22 protein-coding genes are annotated in these 15,980 nt (G+C 67.5%); 11 read left to right on the plus strand and 11 right to left on the minus strand.

What is annotated here, in order from left to right:
* The first annotated feature begins 481 nt into the window (after positions 1 to 481).
* Positions 482 to 2,080, plus strand: coding sequence for a sulfite reductase subunit alpha (locus AAG816_RS26420; RefSeq protein WP_341992722.1), 1,599 nt, complete (start codon positions 482 to 484; stop codon positions 2,078 to 2,080).
* A 61-nt stretch (positions 2,081 to 2,141) separates the two neighbouring features.
* On the opposite strand, the gene AAG816_RS26425 is transcribed toward AAG816_RS26420, so the two are convergent.
* Positions 2,142 to 2,426: an aldehyde dehydrogenase gene (locus tag AAG816_RS26425; protein WP_341992703.1), complete on the minus strand. Its 285-nt coding sequence runs from the start codon at positions 2,424 to 2,426 to the stop codon at positions 2,142 to 2,144.
* A 136-nt stretch (positions 2,427 to 2,562) separates the two neighbouring features.
* On the opposite strand from AAG816_RS26425, the gene AAG816_RS26430 reads away from it, so the two are divergent.
* Positions 2,563 to 3,219, plus strand: coding sequence for a fumarylacetoacetate hydrolase family protein (locus AAG816_RS26430; protein ID WP_341992704.1), 657 nt, complete (start codon positions 2,563 to 2,565; stop codon positions 3,217 to 3,219).
* A 16-nt stretch (positions 3,220 to 3,235) separates the two neighbouring features.
* Here AAG816_RS26430 and AAG816_RS26435 read toward each other — a convergent pair whose 3' ends face one another.
* The gene (locus AAG816_RS26435; protein ID WP_341992723.1) at positions 3,236 to 3,901 is read right to left on the minus strand and encodes a glutathione S-transferase family protein; all 666 of its coding nucleotides are present in this window, start codon (positions 3,899 to 3,901) and stop codon (positions 3,236 to 3,238) included.
* Positions 3,902 to 4,053: 152 nt separating this feature from the next.
* On the opposite strand from AAG816_RS26435, the gene AAG816_RS26440 reads away from it, so the two are divergent.
* The 6 genes from AAG816_RS26440 to AAG816_RS26465 are packed head-to-tail and all read left to right on the plus strand — an operon-like array spanning position 4,054 to position 7,953.
* Positions 4,054 to 4,362 carry a hypothetical protein gene (locus tag AAG816_RS26440; RefSeq protein WP_341992705.1) on the plus strand — a complete coding sequence of 103 codons (309 nt, stop codon included), beginning with the start codon at positions 4,054 to 4,056 and terminating at the stop codon, positions 4,360 to 4,362.
* 55 nt (positions 4,363 to 4,417) lie between these two features.
* Entirely contained in the window at positions 4,418 to 4,864 is a 447-nt protein-coding gene (locus AAG816_RS26445; RefSeq protein ID WP_341992706.1) for a Rieske 2Fe-2S domain-containing protein, read from the plus strand.
* Between the two features lie 38 nt (positions 4,865 to 4,902).
* Complete coding sequence (locus tag AAG816_RS26450; RefSeq protein WP_341992707.1) at positions 4,903 to 5,211, plus strand: DUF6156 family protein; 309 nt, start codon at positions 4,903 to 4,905, stop codon at positions 5,209 to 5,211.
* Positions 5,212 to 5,237: 26 nt separating this feature from the next.
* Complete coding sequence (locus AAG816_RS26455; protein WP_341992708.1) at positions 5,238 to 5,405, plus strand: hypothetical protein; 168 nt, start codon at positions 5,238 to 5,240, stop codon at positions 5,403 to 5,405.
* Positions 5,406 to 5,434: 29 nt separating this feature from the next.
* Complete coding sequence (locus tag AAG816_RS26460) at positions 5,435 to 7,525, plus strand: thioredoxin domain-containing protein (RefSeq protein ID WP_341992709.1); 2,091 nt, start codon at positions 5,435 to 5,437, stop codon at positions 7,523 to 7,525.
* Entirely contained in the window at positions 7,525 to 7,953 is a 429-nt protein-coding gene (locus tag AAG816_RS26465) for a group II truncated hemoglobin (RefSeq protein WP_341992710.1), read from the plus strand. The genes AAG816_RS26460 and AAG816_RS26465 overlap by 1 nt, the downstream gene beginning before the upstream one ends.
* Before the next feature lie 24 nt (positions 7,954 to 7,977).
* On the opposite strand, the gene AAG816_RS26470 is transcribed toward AAG816_RS26465, so the two are convergent.
* The 5 genes from AAG816_RS26470 to AAG816_RS26490 all read right to left on the minus strand — a co-directional run bounded on the left by AAG816_RS26470 (position 7,978) and on the right by AAG816_RS26490 (position 10,817).
* Complete coding sequence (locus AAG816_RS26470) at positions 7,978 to 8,217, minus strand: hypothetical protein (RefSeq protein WP_341992711.1); 240 nt, start codon at positions 8,215 to 8,217, stop codon at positions 7,978 to 7,980.
* 85 nt (positions 8,218 to 8,302) lie between these two features.
* Positions 8,303 to 8,548 carry a hypothetical protein gene (locus AAG816_RS26475; protein ID WP_341992712.1) on the minus strand — a complete coding sequence of 82 codons (246 nt, stop codon included), beginning with the start codon at positions 8,546 to 8,548 and terminating at the stop codon, positions 8,303 to 8,305.
* 185 nt (positions 8,549 to 8,733) lie between these two features.
* Positions 8,734 to 9,501, minus strand: coding sequence for a dienelactone hydrolase family protein (locus AAG816_RS26480; protein ID WP_341992713.1), 768 nt, complete (start codon positions 9,499 to 9,501; stop codon positions 8,734 to 8,736).
* Between the two features lie 222 nt (positions 9,502 to 9,723).
* The gene (locus tag AAG816_RS26485) at positions 9,724 to 10,128 is read right to left on the minus strand and encodes a DUF59 domain-containing protein (protein ID WP_341992714.1); all 405 of its coding nucleotides are present in this window, start codon (positions 10,126 to 10,128) and stop codon (positions 9,724 to 9,726) included.
* 209 nt (positions 10,129 to 10,337) lie between these two features.
* Positions 10,338 to 10,817, minus strand: a complete 480-nt coding sequence (locus AAG816_RS26490) for a hypothetical protein (protein ID WP_341992715.1) — start codon at positions 10,815 to 10,817, stop codon at positions 10,338 to 10,340.
* 317 nt (positions 10,818 to 11,134) lie between these two features.
* Between AAG816_RS26490 and AAG816_RS26495 the strand changes: the two genes are divergently transcribed.
* Both AAG816_RS26495 and grxD read left to right on the plus strand, forming a co-directional pair.
* Entirely contained in the window at positions 11,135 to 11,368 is a 234-nt protein-coding gene (locus tag AAG816_RS26495; protein WP_341992716.1) for a BolA family transcriptional regulator, read from the plus strand.
* A gap of 65 nt (positions 11,369 to 11,433) precedes the next feature.
* The gene (gene grxD / locus AAG816_RS26500; protein ID WP_341992717.1) at positions 11,434 to 11,769 is read left to right on the plus strand and encodes a Grx4 family monothiol glutaredoxin; all 336 of its coding nucleotides are present in this window, start codon (positions 11,434 to 11,436) and stop codon (positions 11,767 to 11,769) included.
* Between the two features lie 21 nt (positions 11,770 to 11,790).
* Here the strand turns inward: grxD and AAG816_RS26505 are convergent, their stop codons facing one another.
* The 4 genes from AAG816_RS26505 to AAG816_RS26520 form a co-directional block, all read right to left on the minus strand.
* Positions 11,791 to 12,510: an ankyrin repeat domain-containing protein gene (locus AAG816_RS26505; RefSeq protein ID WP_341992724.1), complete on the minus strand. Its 720-nt coding sequence runs from the start codon at positions 12,508 to 12,510 to the stop codon at positions 11,791 to 11,793.
* A gap of 65 nt (positions 12,511 to 12,575) precedes the next feature.
* Complete coding sequence (locus tag AAG816_RS26510; protein ID WP_341992718.1) at positions 12,576 to 14,210, minus strand: SagB/ThcOx family dehydrogenase; 1,635 nt, start codon at positions 14,208 to 14,210, stop codon at positions 12,576 to 12,578.
* Between the two features lie 16 nt (positions 14,211 to 14,226).
* Positions 14,227 to 14,637, minus strand: coding sequence for an ArsC/Spx/MgsR family protein (locus AAG816_RS26515; RefSeq protein WP_341992719.1), 411 nt, complete (start codon positions 14,635 to 14,637; stop codon positions 14,227 to 14,229).
* Positions 14,638 to 14,646: 9 nt separating this feature from the next.
* Positions 14,647 to 15,081 carry a response regulator gene (locus AAG816_RS26520; protein WP_341992720.1) on the minus strand — a complete coding sequence of 145 codons (435 nt, stop codon included), beginning with the start codon at positions 15,079 to 15,081 and terminating at the stop codon, positions 14,647 to 14,649.
* Between the two features lie 447 nt (positions 15,082 to 15,528).
* Between AAG816_RS26520 and AAG816_RS26525 the strand changes: the two genes are divergently transcribed.
* Positions 15,529 to 15,980, plus strand: a 452-nt coding sequence (locus AAG816_RS26525) for an AAA family ATPase (RefSeq protein WP_341992721.1), incomplete at its 3' end; no start/stop codon positions are given.

Consider the following 15,980-nt stretch of genomic DNA (forward strand, 5'->3'; position numbering starts at 1 on the left):
TGATCCGCGGCGGCACGCCCGCCGCCGAAAGCCGCGGGCGACGCGACACGCCTGTGGCGCGGCGCACGGGCGCTCGGCTCTGCCGAACCCGAGCGCCCGCAGATGACAGCCGGCGGGCCGGACAGGCGGCACGGCTGCGGACTCCCAAAGGCGAGGACGGCCACACGGCAGATCCAAGGACGGCCCCATGAGTCATCTTCCCACGCAATTGCTGCCGATCCTGCGCGCGCCGCCGGCGCCTCTTCCGGCCGCGGCGGCGCTCGGCGCACATGTCCGGGCGGAGCCGTCCGCGGCAATCCCCACAGCGGATGACGGCGAGCCCAAGGCGCCCCAGCCGGCGTTGAACGACAATCGGCTCGAGGACCGCGCAGGGCTCGACCACGCGGGGCCGGGCGCCGGCCTTGACCTCGGCGCCAGCGCCGATGTCGCTGAGGAGAATGCACTCCCCACGGTGCCGCCGCAGACCGCCGCACCCGCCGCCATGGTGCTGTCCCACGCGTTGCGCGCAGTCATGCCGGCAGAGACCCCACCACCGTTCAGCCCCGCGCAACACCAGTGGCTGAAGGGCCTGGGGGCAGATCTTCTGGCCTTGCCGTCCCTGACACCCGAGGCTGCGGCCGATGTCGCCCTCCTGCTGGCGGCACGGGGGCTGCACGGCGATGATACCCCCTGGCATAAGCCACGTCTGCCGCTGGACGCCCGCATGCTGCTGGCCGAGGGCCGGCCGCTGGCGCGGCGGATGATGGCGGCGCTGGCACAGCAGGATTGCCGCCAATGCGGCTACATCTGCGAGAGCTATGCGCAGGCCATTGCCGGCGGAGTGGAAACCCGGCTCGACCTGTGCGCGCCCGGCGGCAAGGATACCGTCCGCATGCTACGCGCCCTTGCCACCGAGGCCGCGGGCGGGGCCATCGCTTTCGATGCGCAGGCCCATCGGCTCGCGGCCCAAGCGCCCGCACCGCGCGAGACCCGCACCGGCTATGATCGCGACAGCCCGGTGACCGTGGCCATGAAATGCCGGCGGCGTCTCACCCGCGCGGCGTCGCAGAAGGCCGTCTATCATGTGGAGCTGGATCTCGCCGGCAGCGGGCTGGAGCATCTGCCCGGCGATACGCTGGGCATCTATCCCGAGAACGACCCCGCGCTGGTGGATGCGGTCCTGGCCGCTCTGCAGGCCCCGCCCGGTCTGCGCGTCTCCGGCCGCCCCCTGCGCGATATCCTCACCCTGTGCGTCTCCCTGGGCACCGCCCCCGATGCCCTGTTCAGCCTGATCGCCTGCCTCACCGGCGGCGAGCGGCGGCAGAGGGCCAAGCGCCTCGCCAGCGGCGATGACCCCGCCGCCGCCGACCTCGATGTGCTGGCCGCCCTGGAGCGCTTCCCCGGCGTGCGGCCGGACCCGGAGGCCTTCGTGGAGAGCCTCGACCCGCTCCAGCCCCGGCTCTATTCCATCGCCTCCAGCACCCGCGCCCAGCCGGGCGTGGTGGCTCTCACGGTGGATCACCTGCGCTACAGCATCGACGGCAGGCCCCGCAGCGGCGTCGCCTCCTCCTGGCTGACCGAGCGGGCGCCGGTGGGCACGCGGTTCCGCGCCTTTCTGCAATCGACGCCGCATTTCCGCCTGCCGGAGGCGCGGGATGTGCCGATCATCATGATCGGCCCCGGCACCGGCATCGCGCCGTTCCGCGCCTTTCTCCAGGAGCGCCGCGCACGTTGCGAGAGCGGCCCGGCCTGGCTGTTCTTCGGCCACCGCCGTCAAGCGGAGGATTATCTCTATGAGGACGAACTGCGCGCGTTCCGCGCCCAGGGGGTGCTCACGCATTTGTCCCTGGCTTGGTCCCGCGACGGCGACCGGAAAACCTATGTGCAGGACCAGCTGATCGAACAGGGCGAAGAGCTGTGGGACTGGCTGTTCGACGGTGCCCACATCTATGTGTGCGGCGATGCCGAACGCATGGCCCCGGACGTGGAACGCGCCCTGCTCGCCATCATCGCCGATCATGGCAACCGCGACGATGACGCCGCAGCCGCCTATCTGGATGGGCTGAAAGCCGCCGGTCGCTATCATCTGGACGTCTACTGACGCACACGGGCGGCCGCGGCGATCCGCGCCCGGTCGCCGCGTCCTCCTGATCGGCGCAACGCTATTTCAGAAACTCTCCCTGAAACAGCGCGAGCTTCTCCGGCGTATCCAGCCCCACGCCCACCGGCCATTTCCGGGCATAGAAGAACGTCTTCACATCCCGTGTCACGTCGCGGCCGCGGATGTACCACCGCTCTACCCCATCGGGGCCGATGATCGCCGGCCCTTCGCCGCGATGGACCAGCTTGTCTTCCACCCACATCCGGGTATCCGCATAGAGATAGCAGCCCGCCATGCGGGACATGTCGTCCTGGTTGCGCTCCTCAACCACGATCATTTCACTCATGTCACGCTCCCACGCCGTCGCCGACCACGGTCCGGTGCCGCGGGCGAAGCCAAGGCTGCCGTGCAAGAAGTGTGCGCGCCGCAGAGACGGCACCAACCTTGCTTGGGAGAGACGTCCCCCCGGCTGAGGTGCCCCCATGAGCTTCGCGTTTCCCCCGGCCCCGGTGATCGCCATTCCGGCCATGTCCAGCAAGGCGTTCCCGGTGCGGCACGTCTATTGCGCCGCCGGCAATTATCCCGGCGGAGCGCCCGCAGAGCCGGCCTTCTTCATGAAGCCGGCGCTCTCCATCCTGCCCAATGGCGCCAGCCTGCCGTTTCCGCCTGCCACGGCGGCCTTGCAGGCGGAGGTCTCGCTGGTGGTGGCCCTCAATCTCGGCGGCCGCAACATCCCCGAGGATCAGGCCATCGATTATATCTTCGGCTATGCGGTTGGCCTCGACATGACCCGCAGCGATCTCCAGGCCAGCGCCCAGGCGCAAGGCGGACCGTGGGACATGAGCAAGAGCTTCGACGGGGCGGCGCCGCTCTCCGCCATCACCCCGGAATTCTATTCCGGCATCGTCGCCAAGGGCGCGATCACCCTGTCGGTGAACAATAGCGTGCGTCAATCCAGCGACCTCGGCGACATGCAGCGCACCGTTCCCCAGCTCATCAGCGCCCTGTCGCGGCTGGTCGAGCTGCAACCGGGCGACCTGCTGTTCACCGGCAGCCCTGGTCCGATCGCGGTGAGCGCGGGCGACCGCCTGGAGGCCAACGTCGCTGGCCTTGAGCCTTTGCTCATCACCATCCGCTGAACGCGACCTGGCCGTCTCAGGCCGGCACGGTCCCGGGCTGGGTGAGCGGGACCTGCCCGAGGCTGGCAGTGTTATAGCCCTCCTCACGGAGTACCTGCTGAACGGCGGGGCGCGCCAGCATGCGGCGATAATGCGCCGCGATCCGCTCCGGCAATGGCAGGGCCAGCTTATCCGCCCAGAATTCCAGATAGAACAGGATCGGATCGGCCGCCGAGAAGGTGCCTCCCAGATAGGGGCCCTCCTCCAGCGCGGCATCGAGCACCGCAAAGCCGGTGCGCACGATCTCGCGCCCCAGCGCCCGCACCGCATCGTGGTCGGCGCCATTGCGGGTGAAGCTACTGGTGGCGAACAGGCGGGCAAAGCCCTGGCCGTGCACGGTTCCGGTCATATAGGCCATGGCCTCGATCAGCCGAGTCTGGCGCTCCGCATCCTCCGGCCACAGCCCGGCGCGGGGATGGGTGCGGGCGAGCCAGAACGCAATGGCCATCACCTCGGTCAGCGCCGTGCCGTCGCGGCGCACCAGGGTGGGAATGGTCGATTTTGGATTGATCGCGACATAGTCCGGCTTGAAATGGTCGCCCGCCGGCAGGTTCACCACCGTGACCTGGAACACCTCTTCCAGCTCCTCCAGCAGGATATGGATGCCGGTGGAGCACGATCCGGGGGTCATATAGAAGGTCATCACGGCCATGGCGGGGCTCCGGCGGACAAAAGGACGGGCCCGCCGTTGCGGCCGGGCGGCATGCTTCATGCAAATATCGGGACATCTGGATTTTGGGCGCGCCCTCCTGGGGCATGTCCGACAGGGAGCGTCGCGTTTGCGACGGAACGCACATGGCCATCGACCTCAATGCCCCCTGGACCAAGGCGGATGTGAGCGCCCTTCTGGCCTCCGTCGCCGACGACCGCAGCTGGCGGCTGGAAGTCAGCGCCGCCGGGGTGGCGCAGTTGCACGACCTCACGGTGGTGCCGGACGCCGCCTATGAGGATGGGCTGCACTGCTGCTTCGAGATCTGGGAGGAAGGCACCGATTTCGTCGGTCCCGGCGCCGCTTCCGACAGCCAATTGTGCGGCAAGCTGGAGCGCCTCTTGCGAGAGAACTACCCGGTGCTGAAAGGCCCGCGCACCCTCTCCGCCCTCTGAAGGCGCACGCGCGAGCATGGGGCGCAAGGACATGTCAGAGGCAACGGAACCGCCCATGTCGAAGGACAAGATCGAGGTCTTCGTCATCTGCCGCACCGACGAGATCTGGCCCGGGGAAGCCAAGGCGTTCAGCCTGTCGCGCCGCACCGCCGAGGGCGAGGTGCGGCCATTTCCCATTGTCATCACCCGCGTCGGGGCGCGCAATTTCTACGGCTATGTCAATGTCTGCCCGCACGAGCACAGTTGGCTGAACTTCAATGCCGGCACCTTCTTGACCGCCGATGGCAAGGCCCTGCAATGCGGCCGCCATGGCGCGCAGTTCGACATCGCCAGCGGCCTGTGCGTGGCGGGCAAATGCGCCGGCCAGAGCCTGACGCCCTTGGCGCTGGCGGTGATCGCCGGCGATGTCTGCCTATGCGGCGAGCCGCTGGTGGCGGACGAGCGCACCGAGGTCGCCAATGAGTATGACGACACCATGGAAATCATGATCCATCCCGGCTGAGCTTATGCTCAGTGCGTGCGAGAGGGAAGAGACTGCCAATGTTGGAGCAGGCGCAAGCGGACTGCCGGTTCTTCGTATCCTATAGCGGCGTGAAGCTGCCCTTCACATTGGTCAATCCCATTGCCCCGGACGCACTGTCGAACCGCAACACCTTCATCCGCGCTTACTTCGACCCGGAGGGCCGGCTGAGCGGTTTCGACAAGCTGGTCTATGGCGAAGTGGAACTCTCGCACCGCTACGACTATCACCCCGGCGGCGGTCTCAGCCGCGCCGAGATCGTGATGCTCGACGAGGAGCCGGCCACGCTGCGCTTCGATGCAGCCGGCCTGCCGCTGCCGACCTTGTGAACCGCCAGCCGCCGGGAGAACCGCCCATGACCGTCGCCCAGCTCATCGCCGCTCTGTCGAAGATGCCCAATGAGGCCGTTGTGCTGATGGAGAGCGATGGCGGCCTGTCGCGGGTGGATGCACTCGACTTCATCGACGACCAGGGCCCCGGCGCCCCGGCGGAGGTGATCCTGCTGCCCAGCATGGACGAATAGACACGCCGATGGACCCTCTGGCGACCGGCTTGAAGCCCCCTCCCCCGCAGCCGGACGACGCGGTGCGCCTCCCGGAGGCGCGCAACCATCTGGGGGACGAGACCAGCCCCTATCTGCTCCAGCACCAGGACAATCCGGTCCACTGGCATGTGTGGGGTCCGCAAACACTGGCCAAGGCGAAGGCGCTGGACAAGCCGATCCTGCTCTCCATCGGCTATGCCGCCTGCCATTGGTGCCATGTGATGGCCCATGAGAGCTTTGAAAATCCCGAGACCGCCGCACAGATGAACGCCCTCTTCCTTCCGGTGAAGGTGGACCGGGATGAGCGGCCGGACCTCGACGCCATCTACCAGAGCGCGCTCGGCCTGCTGGGCCAGAGCGGCGGCTGGCCGCTGACCATGTTCCTCACTCCCGACGGCGAGCCCTATTGGGGCGGCACCTACTATCCGCCCGAGCGGCGCTATGGCCGCCCCGCCTTCTCCGAGATCCTCGCCCGGACCGCCCAGGTGTACCGCGCAGGGGAAGATACGCTGCACAAGAACACCCAGGTGCTGCGCGATGGCCTCAAGGCCCTGTCCGCCCCCGCGTCCGCGTCCGACACCCTCTTGACGCCACAGCGCTTGGACGACGTGTGCGATGCCCTGCTCGCCTTGATGGACCCGGTGGAAGGGGGCGTCGGGCAGGCACCGAAATTTCCCCATTCCCCGGTACTGGCGCTGCTGTGGCGAGGCTATAAGCGCACCGGCAACACCAAGCTACGGGATGCGGTCCTGCTCACCCTGGAGCGCATGTCCCAGGGGGGAATCTATGACCATCTGGGCGGCGGCTACGCCCGCTACGCCACCGACACCAGTTGGCTGGTGCCGCATTTCGAGAAGATGCTCTACGACAACGCCCAGTTGCTGGAACTGCTGACCTGGGCGTTCCAGGATACCGGCAATCCGCTCTATGCGGAACGGGTGCGCGAGACCGTAGGCTGGCTGCTGCGGGAGATGCGGGTGGAGGATGCCGCCTTCGCCGCGGCGCTCGATGCCGACAGCGAGCATGAGGAAGGCAAATTCTACGTCTGGACCGCCGCCGAGGTGGATGCCCTGCTGGGGCCGGACGCGAAGGCGTTCAAGGCCCATTACGATGTCCACCGCATCGGCAATTGGGATGGCAAGTGCATCCTCAACCGCTCGGAACATCCGGGCCCCGTCGCACCGGAGGTGGAAGCGCGCCTCGCCGCTGGCCGCGCCATCCTGCTGGCCGCCCGGGACGGCCGCGTGCGCCCCGGGCGCGACCACAAGGTGCTGGCGGACTGGAATGGTCTTGCCATCGCCGCTTTGTGCCTCGCCGGCAGCGTATTCGAGCGACCGGAGTGGATCACCGCCGCACAAGAGGCCTTCGCCTTTGTGCGCGCGCGCATGACCGGCGCCGACGGACGCCTCATGCATTCCTGGTGCGACGGCCGTACCCATCCCGGCACGCTGGACGATCACGCCGCCATGAGCCGCGCCGCCCTGGCCCTCCATCAAGCCACCGGCGAAGGTGCCTATCTGGCGCAGGCCGAAGCCTGGGTGGCTGACCTCGAGGCGCGCTTTGCGGATCGGGATCGGGGCGGCTATTTCTTCACACCGCTGGACGCGTCCGACCTCATCGTGCGGCTGCGCAGCGCCCATGACCACGCCACGCCCTCCGGCAATGGGCGGATGGTGGAGGTGCTCGCCACCCTATCGCTGCTCACCGGCACGCCTGCCTACGGGGAACAGGCCGACCGGCAGATCGCCGCCTTCGCCGGGGAGGTGGCGCGCAATGCCATTCCTTTGGCCGGCTTCCTCTCGGGGCTCGACATGCGGCTCCACGGGGTGCAGATCGTGCTGCGCGCGGGGGATGGGCTGGAGGCTTTGCTGCGGGCGGTGGCGCAGGTCAGCCTGCCCAATCGCGTCGTCACCGTGCTGGCGGCCGATGCGGTCCTGCCCGAAAGCCATCCGGCGACAGGCAAGACGGCGATCGCCGGCCAAGCCACCGCTTACGTCTGCATCGGCGAAACCTGCTCGCTGCCGGTGACCGACCCCACTGCGCTGCTCCGCCTGCTGGCGGCTCGGCCTGAACCGTTTCGTGAACCGGGAGCCGCATGATGTCCGACGCCGAAGTTCAAATTTCCATGTTCGACCGCATCGGCGGCCCGGTCACCGTGGACCGGTTGGTGGAGTCGTTCTACCAGCGCATGGACACGCTCCCCGAGGCGCGCACCATCCGCGCCATGCACGCGCCCGACCTCGGGCAGGTCAAAAGCGTGCTGAAGCGCTACCTCACCGAATGGACCGGCGGGCCGAAGCTCTATTCGGTAGAGAAGGGCCATCCGCGCCTGCGCCAGCGGCACCTGGGTTTCGCCATCGGCGATTCCGAGCGCGATGCCTGGCTCACCTGCATGCGCGGGGCGCTGGAGGAGACCGTGGCCGATGCCGCCGCCCGCAGCGACATGGACGCCGCCCTCACCAAGCTCGCCGACTGGATGCGCAACACTGCCGGCAATCCGCACGACACCGGCGCCGGGCGTCCCTGAGCGGACGTCGGCGGCGGCGAGGCGTTAAAGCGGCAGGCCGAAGAAGTCCTCCTCGGCCCCGCCCCAGGCGGTGTGCAGCGCCAGCCCTGCCTGCCAGCGCGCCAGCTCACTTGTATCCGCCACCCGGTGACTGATGGTGCCGACCGGATTGTCCGCCAGCAGATAGGTCTTGCCGTTGCGCAGGAAGCGCTGGAGATCCTTGGTGTCCATCGGCCGCACCACACAGCGGGGGGCCTCGTCGATCAGGATTGTGGTGGGAAGCATCTTTGGTGCCCTCCGGTCGAGACCATGTGCGGCGCATGTGGGTGGGCCGTCCATGCTGCAAGTGGTTTGTCTCCGGCGCGCAAGCTCAGAGCCCCTCGTCCGGCCGGCCCCAGGGATGGGAGCCGGGCACCAGCGGCGCGGTGATGCCGGCCTTGGCGATATCCTCCAGGCTTTTGTAGAAGGTGGCCTCGTGCATCAGCATGCCGCTGGGGGTGGTGATCGCCACATAGCGCGCCACCGGATCCGCCTCACACAAATAGCCGCCGCCGGGATCGGTGGTGGCGCGGGTGTTGCCGTTCCAATCCACGAAGAAGCCCGCAATCGCCGTCATGGTGTCCCTCATGTGGCTGGCGCGCAGTCCCGCGCCGGACCCTGTCCGTAGCAAAATGCTTGCCGCGCGGCCCCTTGCGCCCGCGCGGCGTCCTGGATGCCAAAAGCCCGTGCGATGTCGGATCCCGGACACCACGGGCCATCCCGGCGTCGCCTTTGTCTCAAGCCCCACACCTTCCGGCGCGGCTAAAGCGGCGGACCGAGGTCGTCGCCTTCCGGCTTCTTGGACTTTTTCTTTTCCGGCTTGGCCTGCGCATAATTGCCCGAATTCTTCAGGGCGATCGGCCCTTGTCCCTCGACATATTGCGAGACCCAGAACAACGTCCGCTCGAAGGCCAGGGCACTGGCCTGCGGCTGGAAGGTGGGGCGGTCTTCGCAGGTGAAGCCGTGCGTGGCGCCCGCATAGGTGAAGGCGCTCACATCCGGGCGGCTCTCGCGGAACTGGCCCACCAGTTCCGCCGGCATCAGCGGATCGTTTTCGGCAAAATGCAGCAGGGTGGGCAGCCTGCGCTTGGCCCCCGCCTCGCCCACCACGCCGGCGGCGTAGTAGCCGATGACACAGGCCACATCGCGCAGATGGTTGGCGCCCACATAGGCCAGATAGCCGCCCCAGGAAAAGCCGACCACCGCCACCTTGCCGACAGCCCGGCCCACATCCACGGCGGCCTGGATATCCGCCAAGGTGCGGTCGAGCCCGATCTGCTCCACCAGGGCAACGCCGGCGGCAAAGCCTTCCTCATCGGCGGAGATCTGCACGCCGGGCTCGACCCGGTCGAACAAGGCCGGCGCGATGGCCACATAGCCATGCGCGGCAAAGGCGTCGGCCACCTTGCGGATATGGGCGTCCACCCCGAACAATTCCTGGATCACCACCACAGCCCCCTTGGGGGTGCCCTGGGGATCGGCGCGATAAGCGGAAATGGACTGGCCGTCATCGGTGATAATGTTGATCATGACACCCTCACATCTCGTCGTGTCTTGCGGGCGGCAAGACATCCATGGGTTTTCGACGATCTATGCTGGTGTCGATGCAGATAAGAGGCCAGTTCTCCGCGCCTTGATCCCCGAGATTGAGATCACGCCTCAGAAAGACACCGGCATGGCGACGCGCGCTGCCGAGCATGGGGACAGTCCCCGCGATCCGCGGCGTCATCGCCCTTGATCGGGTTGGAGGGCCTACAGCAACCCCAGTTCCAGTTGAACCTCTTCGGACATGCGCGAGGTGTCCCAGGGTGGATCGAAGACCAGGTTGACCTTCACCGGCCCGATGCCGTCCACCGCGCAGACCGCCTTCTGCACCCAGCTGACCATCTCCCCCGCCACGGGACAGCCCGGCGCAGTCAAGGTCATGTCGATCTCGACGCCGTTTTCCGGCTGCAGGTCGATGCGGTAGATCAGGCCGAGATCGTAAATGTTCACCGGAATTTCAGGGTCATGCACGGTGCGCAGCGCGGCGATGACCGCCTCGGTGGTCTCTTCCGCGCCGGCACCGGCGGGCAGGTGAAGAGGGACAAGGCCCTCGGCCTCCGGCTGTGGGTCGGCGCTGTGATCATAGCTCGCGGAGTCATCGTATTTTATCATCGCCATCCGCCTCCTGACGGCCTGCCCGCTCTGCCCCCCTCTCGGCGCTTTGCGGAACAGCCACGGGAAAAACGATCACCCTCCAGCGTCCCCCGATGTGTCGCAGAATTCCGGCCCAAGGCTTGAACTCCAGACGGGGCAAGATCCTGAACCGTGCGGCATCCCTGTTGGGGGATGCTGTGCAAGGCCGGTGCCAGCCGCGCGCGCCCTCAGCCCAAGCCCTCCGCAAGGGCCGCCACCACCGTCCAGCCGACGGCGCCAGTGGGATCGAGATGCTTGAGCGCGGTGAGCTTGGCCTGCGCCTCCCCGCGCTGGTCCTGGCGCAAATGGATGAACGCCAAGGCTTTCAGGGTATAAAGCGCGAACCGGCCGGGGCCTTCCGGCAGGCGGTCCCCCGCCTGCCAGTTGCGCCAGTCCGCATCCCAACCCGCCTGCCGGGCGGATTCCCGCAAGCCCGCTTCCGCCGCCGCCTGGGCTTGATCCAGGCGGCCTTGATAGGTGTGGATCTTGTAGAGGCAGAAATAGGTCGGCAGTTCCGTGGGCGCAGCGGCGAGCGCCTGGCGGAACAAGCCGTCGGCGCGGGCATGGTCGACGCGATAGGCGGCCACGCCCTGCTGCAGCAGCGCATCGATGGCTTCCGGAAGATCGCCGAAATTGATCGGGTCGCGGTCAGGGAAGAGATCGGTCATGGACAGCGGAAATGCAAGACCGGGGCCGCCGGGCAACGCCCAACGATCAGGGCCGCAGCGCCATCCCTTCCGGGCGATTGTCGTGTCGGGTGTCGGACGTCCGACATGGGACCTGGCCCGTCTGTCGTGCCCGGAACGACCCCACCGGCCCAGATCCCATTGTGGCGCGGCATCATGCCGGGGGCCGCCATCCCACCGCTCCGCTGCCCCGGTTGGTTTGAACCTTGCAAGACCATGGCGAATGGAGCGCGGCAGGCGGATCCGCCACCCGCGAGCGCCGATGCGCGCTCCAAGTCTGGATCATATGGAGCAGGACCATGGCGATGGTAGGGTCTGAGATCGAGCGTCTCATCCAGCAGGCCTTCCCCGACGGGCAGGTGCTGGTGATGGACCTGGCCGGCGATGGCGATCATTACGCCGCGCGGGTGACCTCGGCGCAGTTCAAGGGCAAGAGCCGAGTGCAGCAGCACCAGATGGTCTATGCGGCCCTCCAGGGCCACATGGGCGATGCCCTGCATGCCCTGGCCCTGGAAACCATCATTCCGGCCTGATGCCCGTCGCCGGCGCTGCCTCGGCGCCGGCCAATCGCCGTCTCACATTTGCAAAGGACATTCCCATGGCTTCGCCCACCACCGACCGCATCAACGCCCTCATCTCCACCCACGACGTGGTGCTGTTCATGAAGGGCCAACCCGCCGCCCCGCAGTGCGGCTTCTCCGGCGCCGTGGTGCAGATCCTCTCCCGCCTGGAGATCCCGTTCCACAGCGTCGATGTGCTCGCCGATCCGCAGATCCGCGAGGGCATCAAGAGCTTCTCCAACTGGCCCACCATCCCGCAGCTGTTCCTGAAGGGCGAGTTTGTCGGCGGATGCGACATCGTGCGGGAAATGGCCGCCTCGGGCGAATTGACCGCCATGCTGGCGGACAAAGGCATCACCGCCGGCGCGCTCTGAGGTCCGCTGGCCCCGGGCGCCTCAGGCGCCGGGGGCCGCATCCGACGGGAGCACCTGGCGAGCCGGGCGCAGCAGCGCCAGGCATTCCCGCGTGCCCGCCAGGTCCAAAGCCGTAAAGCCGTCGAGGGTCTCCAGGCTGGCATCGGCGCCGCGGGCCAGCAGATGGGCCACCACCCCATCCAATCCGGCCGAGGCGGCATAGATCAGCGCCGTGGCGCCACTGTCATTCCGATGGTCGATGTCAGCCCCTGCGGCCAGCAGCTGGTCGATCACCGCCAGATGGCGCCCGACGCAGGCGAGCCACACAGCGGTGTTGCCGTCCCCATTGCGGGCATTCGGAGGTGCGCCCGCCGCCAGCAGGCGCCGCACGATCTCGCCGTCGCCGCCATGGGCGGCGATCATCAGCGGCGTGGCCTGGTTGGCCAGCACCGCATCTCCCGACGCAAAGCCTTTTTCCGCCAACCATGGGGCCAGAGCCGGGTCCATTGCCGCCTGTGGGGCCGCACGCATGCGCCAGGCCTCATAACCGCCATCGAGGCTGTAAACCTCGGCAAAGCCGAAGTCGGAAAAGGTCTGCGCATAGTCCTGGCTGGCATTGCCATGGTAGCAATAGATCAGGATCGGGCGGTGCTTGGGCGTCCCGCCGATGAGCCCCGACAGATTGGCATGTGAAGTGCGCACCGCGCCATCCATATGGGCGGCTGCGTAGCTGTCAGGATCACGGGTATCCAGCACGAGCACATCGGCGCGCTGAAGCACCGCCTCCGCTTCCGCGAGGCCGATGCGGCGGAATGGACTGCGCTGTCTCATGGGGTCGGCTCCGCAACAGGCGCGTCCGGCGAGCGACCGGGATAGGCCGGCAAGGTGAGGATGCGGTCATCCACGAGGGCGCGGCCCACGGTGAAGTGGTAGATCGCCTGGAATTGCAACGTCCCGAGGCCCAGCAGTTCGTGCAAGGCATCGTCGAAGAAGCAGCCGATGCCGGTGCCGCGCAGGCCGATGGCTTCCGCCTCCAGATAGAGCACATGCCCCAGCAGGCCGGCCTCCCACTGCACGTGGCGATAGCGCCACGGCTCCGGCTCCACCAGCGGGGCAAACTCTCCCAGCAGGCTGAGGGCAAAACAGCTATCGCCGGCGATGGCCTGATGGCAGTTGATGGTGCGGGCCACGCCGCGCGTATCGGCCTCCACCAATCGCACCAGAGGCAGATGCGCCGGCGCGCCGCTCACCGGCGCCCAGGTGAAATCCGCCCGCAACGCTGCCCGCAGCGCGGGCACCGCGCGCGGATGGCGCGGCAGCGCATAGAGCCCCGGCGCCAGCCCCTCCACCCGATGTACGAACAGCACCGGATGCACGCGGGGGTCGTTGGGCCATAGATCCCAGGGCGCGCCATCGCGCGGCAGCAGGGCATCCAGCAGGCCAAAGAAATCGGCCATAGACATGGAAAAACGGCTGTCGAAGCGCTGCGCGCTGCGGCGGTTTCGCAGCACATCTTCGGCCAGCACGTCACCCGCCGGATGGGGCGGCGGATAGACCACGGGCGTCGCCGGCACCGACATCGCCCCGCTGGGCGCCGTGGCCCGGCTCACCTCCTCGATGATCGGCCAGCGATAGAGCGGATGCGGGTCGAGACGATTGGCCCGGCCGGCCCAGGCGCCCGCCGCAAGCCCGACCGGTGGCGCGGTCGCGGGACGGCACGGTGGGCCGATGGCCAGCAGGACGTCGGCATCCTCCCGCTCCACGCCGGAAAAATCGCCGGCCCGATCCAGCCCCATAAGAGCGGAGAGCGTCTTTCCGTCCAAGCCGGGCACCACCTGCGCGGTCCAGCCCAGAGCCGCGGCGGCAAAACGCAGCGCGCCTAGCGCATGGCCGATGTCCAGCTGGCAATAACGGAACGCCCGCTCGCCATATTTCCACGCCTCGCGCCAATGGATGGAACTGAGCCCCACCCATAGCCTCGCCGCACCATCGGCCGGCACGGTGGCGGCGCAGCGCTGCTCCAGCCCATGGTCGCGGCTGAGATAATGGTGCACCCCATCCGCCAGCCCCGGCACGCCGGCGGCCAGCACATAGGCTTCGGTGGGGTGCAGATTGCCGCTGGAGGGATTGCAGCGCACCGCCCAGCGGTCCGGCCCCAGTTCCTTCCAGGCGGACAGCGCCAGAGACAGTTCCAGCAACTGGCCAATGGATGCCAGGGTCAGGGGAGCTGGCGCCACCGCGCCCGGCATCCCAAGGTCCGCGAAACGGGCCGCGAGGCCTTGCGCGCTCAATGGAAGCGGGGTCTGCGCACTGCCGGAAAAGACCCGAAACGGATCGGGCTGCATGTCCCAGTCCAACGTCTCCGGCCCAGCCGCGTAGCGCTTCAGTGTATGCTTGGTGCGCCCGTGATAGGCCAGGGCCAGCGGCACGGGCTCCGCAGCGACGACGGCCGTGTCGGTCATGTCATAGCCCCTACCCTCATTCCGGCTCAGGGCACGGGCCGGCGATGGGACGGCTGCATCCCTCCGCAAGCGCACGTTCCGCTTCCAGGAGATCGGTGACCGGCGCGCGGTCGAAGCCGGCGCAACGCACGCCATCCGCCTCCACCAAGGGGCGACGAATGAGCAGCGGATCATCGAGCATCAGGGCGAGGGCTGCATCTGCGTCCAGCGTCTCCGGCAAGACGGCGCCCGCCTTGATCCGCGGCGCCGCCGGATTGAACCAGCTGACCACCGGCGTCGCACCGAAGAAGCTGCGTAGGCGCGCGGCGGTCCAGGGCTCGGTGAGGAGGCTATGCGCCTCCACCCGATGCCCGGCCTGCTCGAGCAGCCGCTTCTGGCGGGCATTGGTGCCGCAGCCCGGCTTCTCATAAAACAGCACAGTGGTCACGGCGCGGCCCTACTTGAACATGCCGAGCTGGATGATCGGCGCCGCGCCGCCCCGACCCAGGATCGTATCCACCTTCTTGCGCACCGCCTCCAGGGTGAGCGGCTTCACCAACGCCCCATGGGCCCCGGCCTTCATGCCCTCCACCGCCACCGCCTCGTCGGCCTTGGCGCAGACGATCAGGATCCGCACGCCGGGAAAGGCGGCGTTGATCTCGCCGATGATCCCGGTGCCGCGCGCCGCCAGGAACGATACGCCCAGCAGCAGGACATCGGGCTTCAACCAGCCGACGCCCTTCTCATAGGCATCCTCGAGGCTGGCGATCTCGTGGGTTTCGATTTCATCGTGCAGCATGAATTGCAACGCCGCGCGGGTGATCTCGTCATCATCCACCACGAACACCCGCCGCTGGTCCACTGCCTTTGACGTCTCGACACCGATCTGCATGGGAGCCTCGCTGCACTGCCGCCGGGCCTCTGCGCCCGGGTCCGCCTCTGGCAGAAGCAAGTTCCGTTCCGCCCGCGCCATCTCACACAATGCGAGCGATCATCGGCGCGTTCTGCCCCGCATTCGCGGGCATCCGCAGGCGCGGCGCCGCAGGTCTGCGTGTTTCATTTCGGACAGGTCGGCACGCCCTGTCCGGTTCGAGACACGGCGAAACCACCGAGCGGAACTCAAAAATGACGATAAATATCAATCGCTTATGAAATTCAATAAAATGGCACGGTCGTTGCTGATGAGTATCCTGCACGGCGAGTGAGGGCTGAGTACACGCAGACGCGACGACGAGCGATGTGCTCCTTCCCGTAACCGGCGAGCCTGTTTGTGAGCGAGGAACACACGTGCACGCGAGCACGTGGTGATCATTGGCAATCGGTTCGAAGGAAACCAATCATGTCGTCCCTACGACAAATCGCATTCTACGGTAAGGGAGGTATCGGCAAGTCCACCACCTCCCAGAACACCTTGGCCGCACTCGCCGAGATGGGTCACAAGATCCTCATCGTCGGCTGCGACCCCAAGGCCGACTCCACCCGCCTCATCCTCCACGCCAAGGCCCAGGACACCATCCTCAGCCTGGCCGCTGCCGCCGGCAGCGTCGAGGATCTGGAGCTGGAAGAGGTGATGAAGGTCGGCTATCGCGACATCCGTTGCGTGGAGTCCGGCGGGCCTGAGCCCGGCGTCGGCTGCGCCGGCCGCGGCGTCATCACCTCCATCAACTTCCTGGAGGAGAACGGCGCCTACGAAGACATCGACTATGTCTCCTACGACGTGCTCGGCGACGTGGTGTGCGGCGGTTTCGCCATGCCCATCCGCGAGAACAAGGCGCAGGAAATCTACATCGT

Origin of the sequence: Azorhizobium sp. AG788 (genome assembly GCF_943371865.1) — a bacterium.
Lineage (GTDB): Bacteria > Pseudomonadota > Alphaproteobacteria > Rhizobiales > Xanthobacteraceae > Azorhizobium.

Excerpts from the sequence above, each read along its gene's own strand:
- AAG816_RS26420 (WP_341992722.1), top strand. The coding sequence starts at position 482 with ATGGTGCTGTCCCACGCGTTGCGCGCAGTCATGCCGGCAGAGACCCCA.
- AAG816_RS26425 (WP_341992703.1), bottom strand. The coding sequence starts at position 2,426 with ATGAGTGAAATGATCGTGGTTGAGGAGCGCAACCAGGACGACATGTCC.
- AAG816_RS26430 (WP_341992704.1), top strand. The coding sequence starts at position 2,563 with ATGAGCTTCGCGTTTCCCCCGGCCCCGGTGATCGCCATTCCGGCCATG.
- AAG816_RS26435 (WP_341992723.1), bottom strand. The coding sequence starts at position 3,901 with ATGACCTTCTATATGACCCCCGGATCGTGCTCCACCGGCATCCATATC.
- AAG816_RS26440 (WP_341992705.1), top strand. The coding sequence starts at position 4,054 with ATGGCCATCGACCTCAATGCCCCCTGGACCAAGGCGGATGTGAGCGCC.
- AAG816_RS26445 (WP_341992706.1), top strand. The coding sequence starts at position 4,418 with ATGTCGAAGGACAAGATCGAGGTCTTCGTCATCTGCCGCACCGACGAG.
- AAG816_RS26450 (WP_341992707.1), top strand. The coding sequence starts at position 4,903 with ATGTTGGAGCAGGCGCAAGCGGACTGCCGGTTCTTCGTATCCTATAGC.
- AAG816_RS26455 (WP_341992708.1), top strand. The coding sequence starts at position 5,238 with ATGACCGTCGCCCAGCTCATCGCCGCTCTGTCGAAGATGCCCAATGAG.
- AAG816_RS26465 (WP_341992710.1), top strand. The coding sequence starts at position 7,525 with ATGTCCGACGCCGAAGTTCAAATTTCCATGTTCGACCGCATCGGCGGC.
- AAG816_RS26470 (WP_341992711.1), bottom strand. The coding sequence starts at position 8,217 with ATGCTTCCCACCACAATCCTGATCGACGAGGCCCCCCGCTGTGTGGTG.
- AAG816_RS26475 (WP_341992712.1), bottom strand. The coding sequence starts at position 8,548 with ATGACGGCGATTGCGGGCTTCTTCGTGGATTGGAACGGCAACACCCGC.
- AAG816_RS26480 (WP_341992713.1), bottom strand. The coding sequence starts at position 9,501 with ATGATCAACATTATCACCGATGACGGCCAGTCCATTTCCGCTTATCGC.
- AAG816_RS26485 (WP_341992714.1), bottom strand. The coding sequence starts at position 10,128 with ATGATAAAATACGATGACTCCGCGAGCTATGATCACAGCGCCGACCCA.
- AAG816_RS26490 (WP_341992715.1), bottom strand. The coding sequence starts at position 10,817 with ATGACCGATCTCTTCCCTGACCGCGACCCGATCAATTTCGGCGATCTT.
- AAG816_RS26495 (WP_341992716.1), top strand. The coding sequence starts at position 11,135 with ATGGCGATGGTAGGGTCTGAGATCGAGCGTCTCATCCAGCAGGCCTTC.
- grxD (WP_341992717.1), top strand. The coding sequence starts at position 11,434 with ATGGCTTCGCCCACCACCGACCGCATCAACGCCCTCATCTCCACCCAC.
- AAG816_RS26510 (WP_341992718.1), bottom strand. The coding sequence starts at position 14,210 with ATGACCGACACGGCCGTCGTCGCTGCGGAGCCCGTGCCGCTGGCCCTG.
- AAG816_RS26520 (WP_341992720.1), bottom strand. The coding sequence starts at position 15,081 with ATGCAGATCGGTGTCGAGACGTCAAAGGCAGTGGACCAGCGGCGGGTG.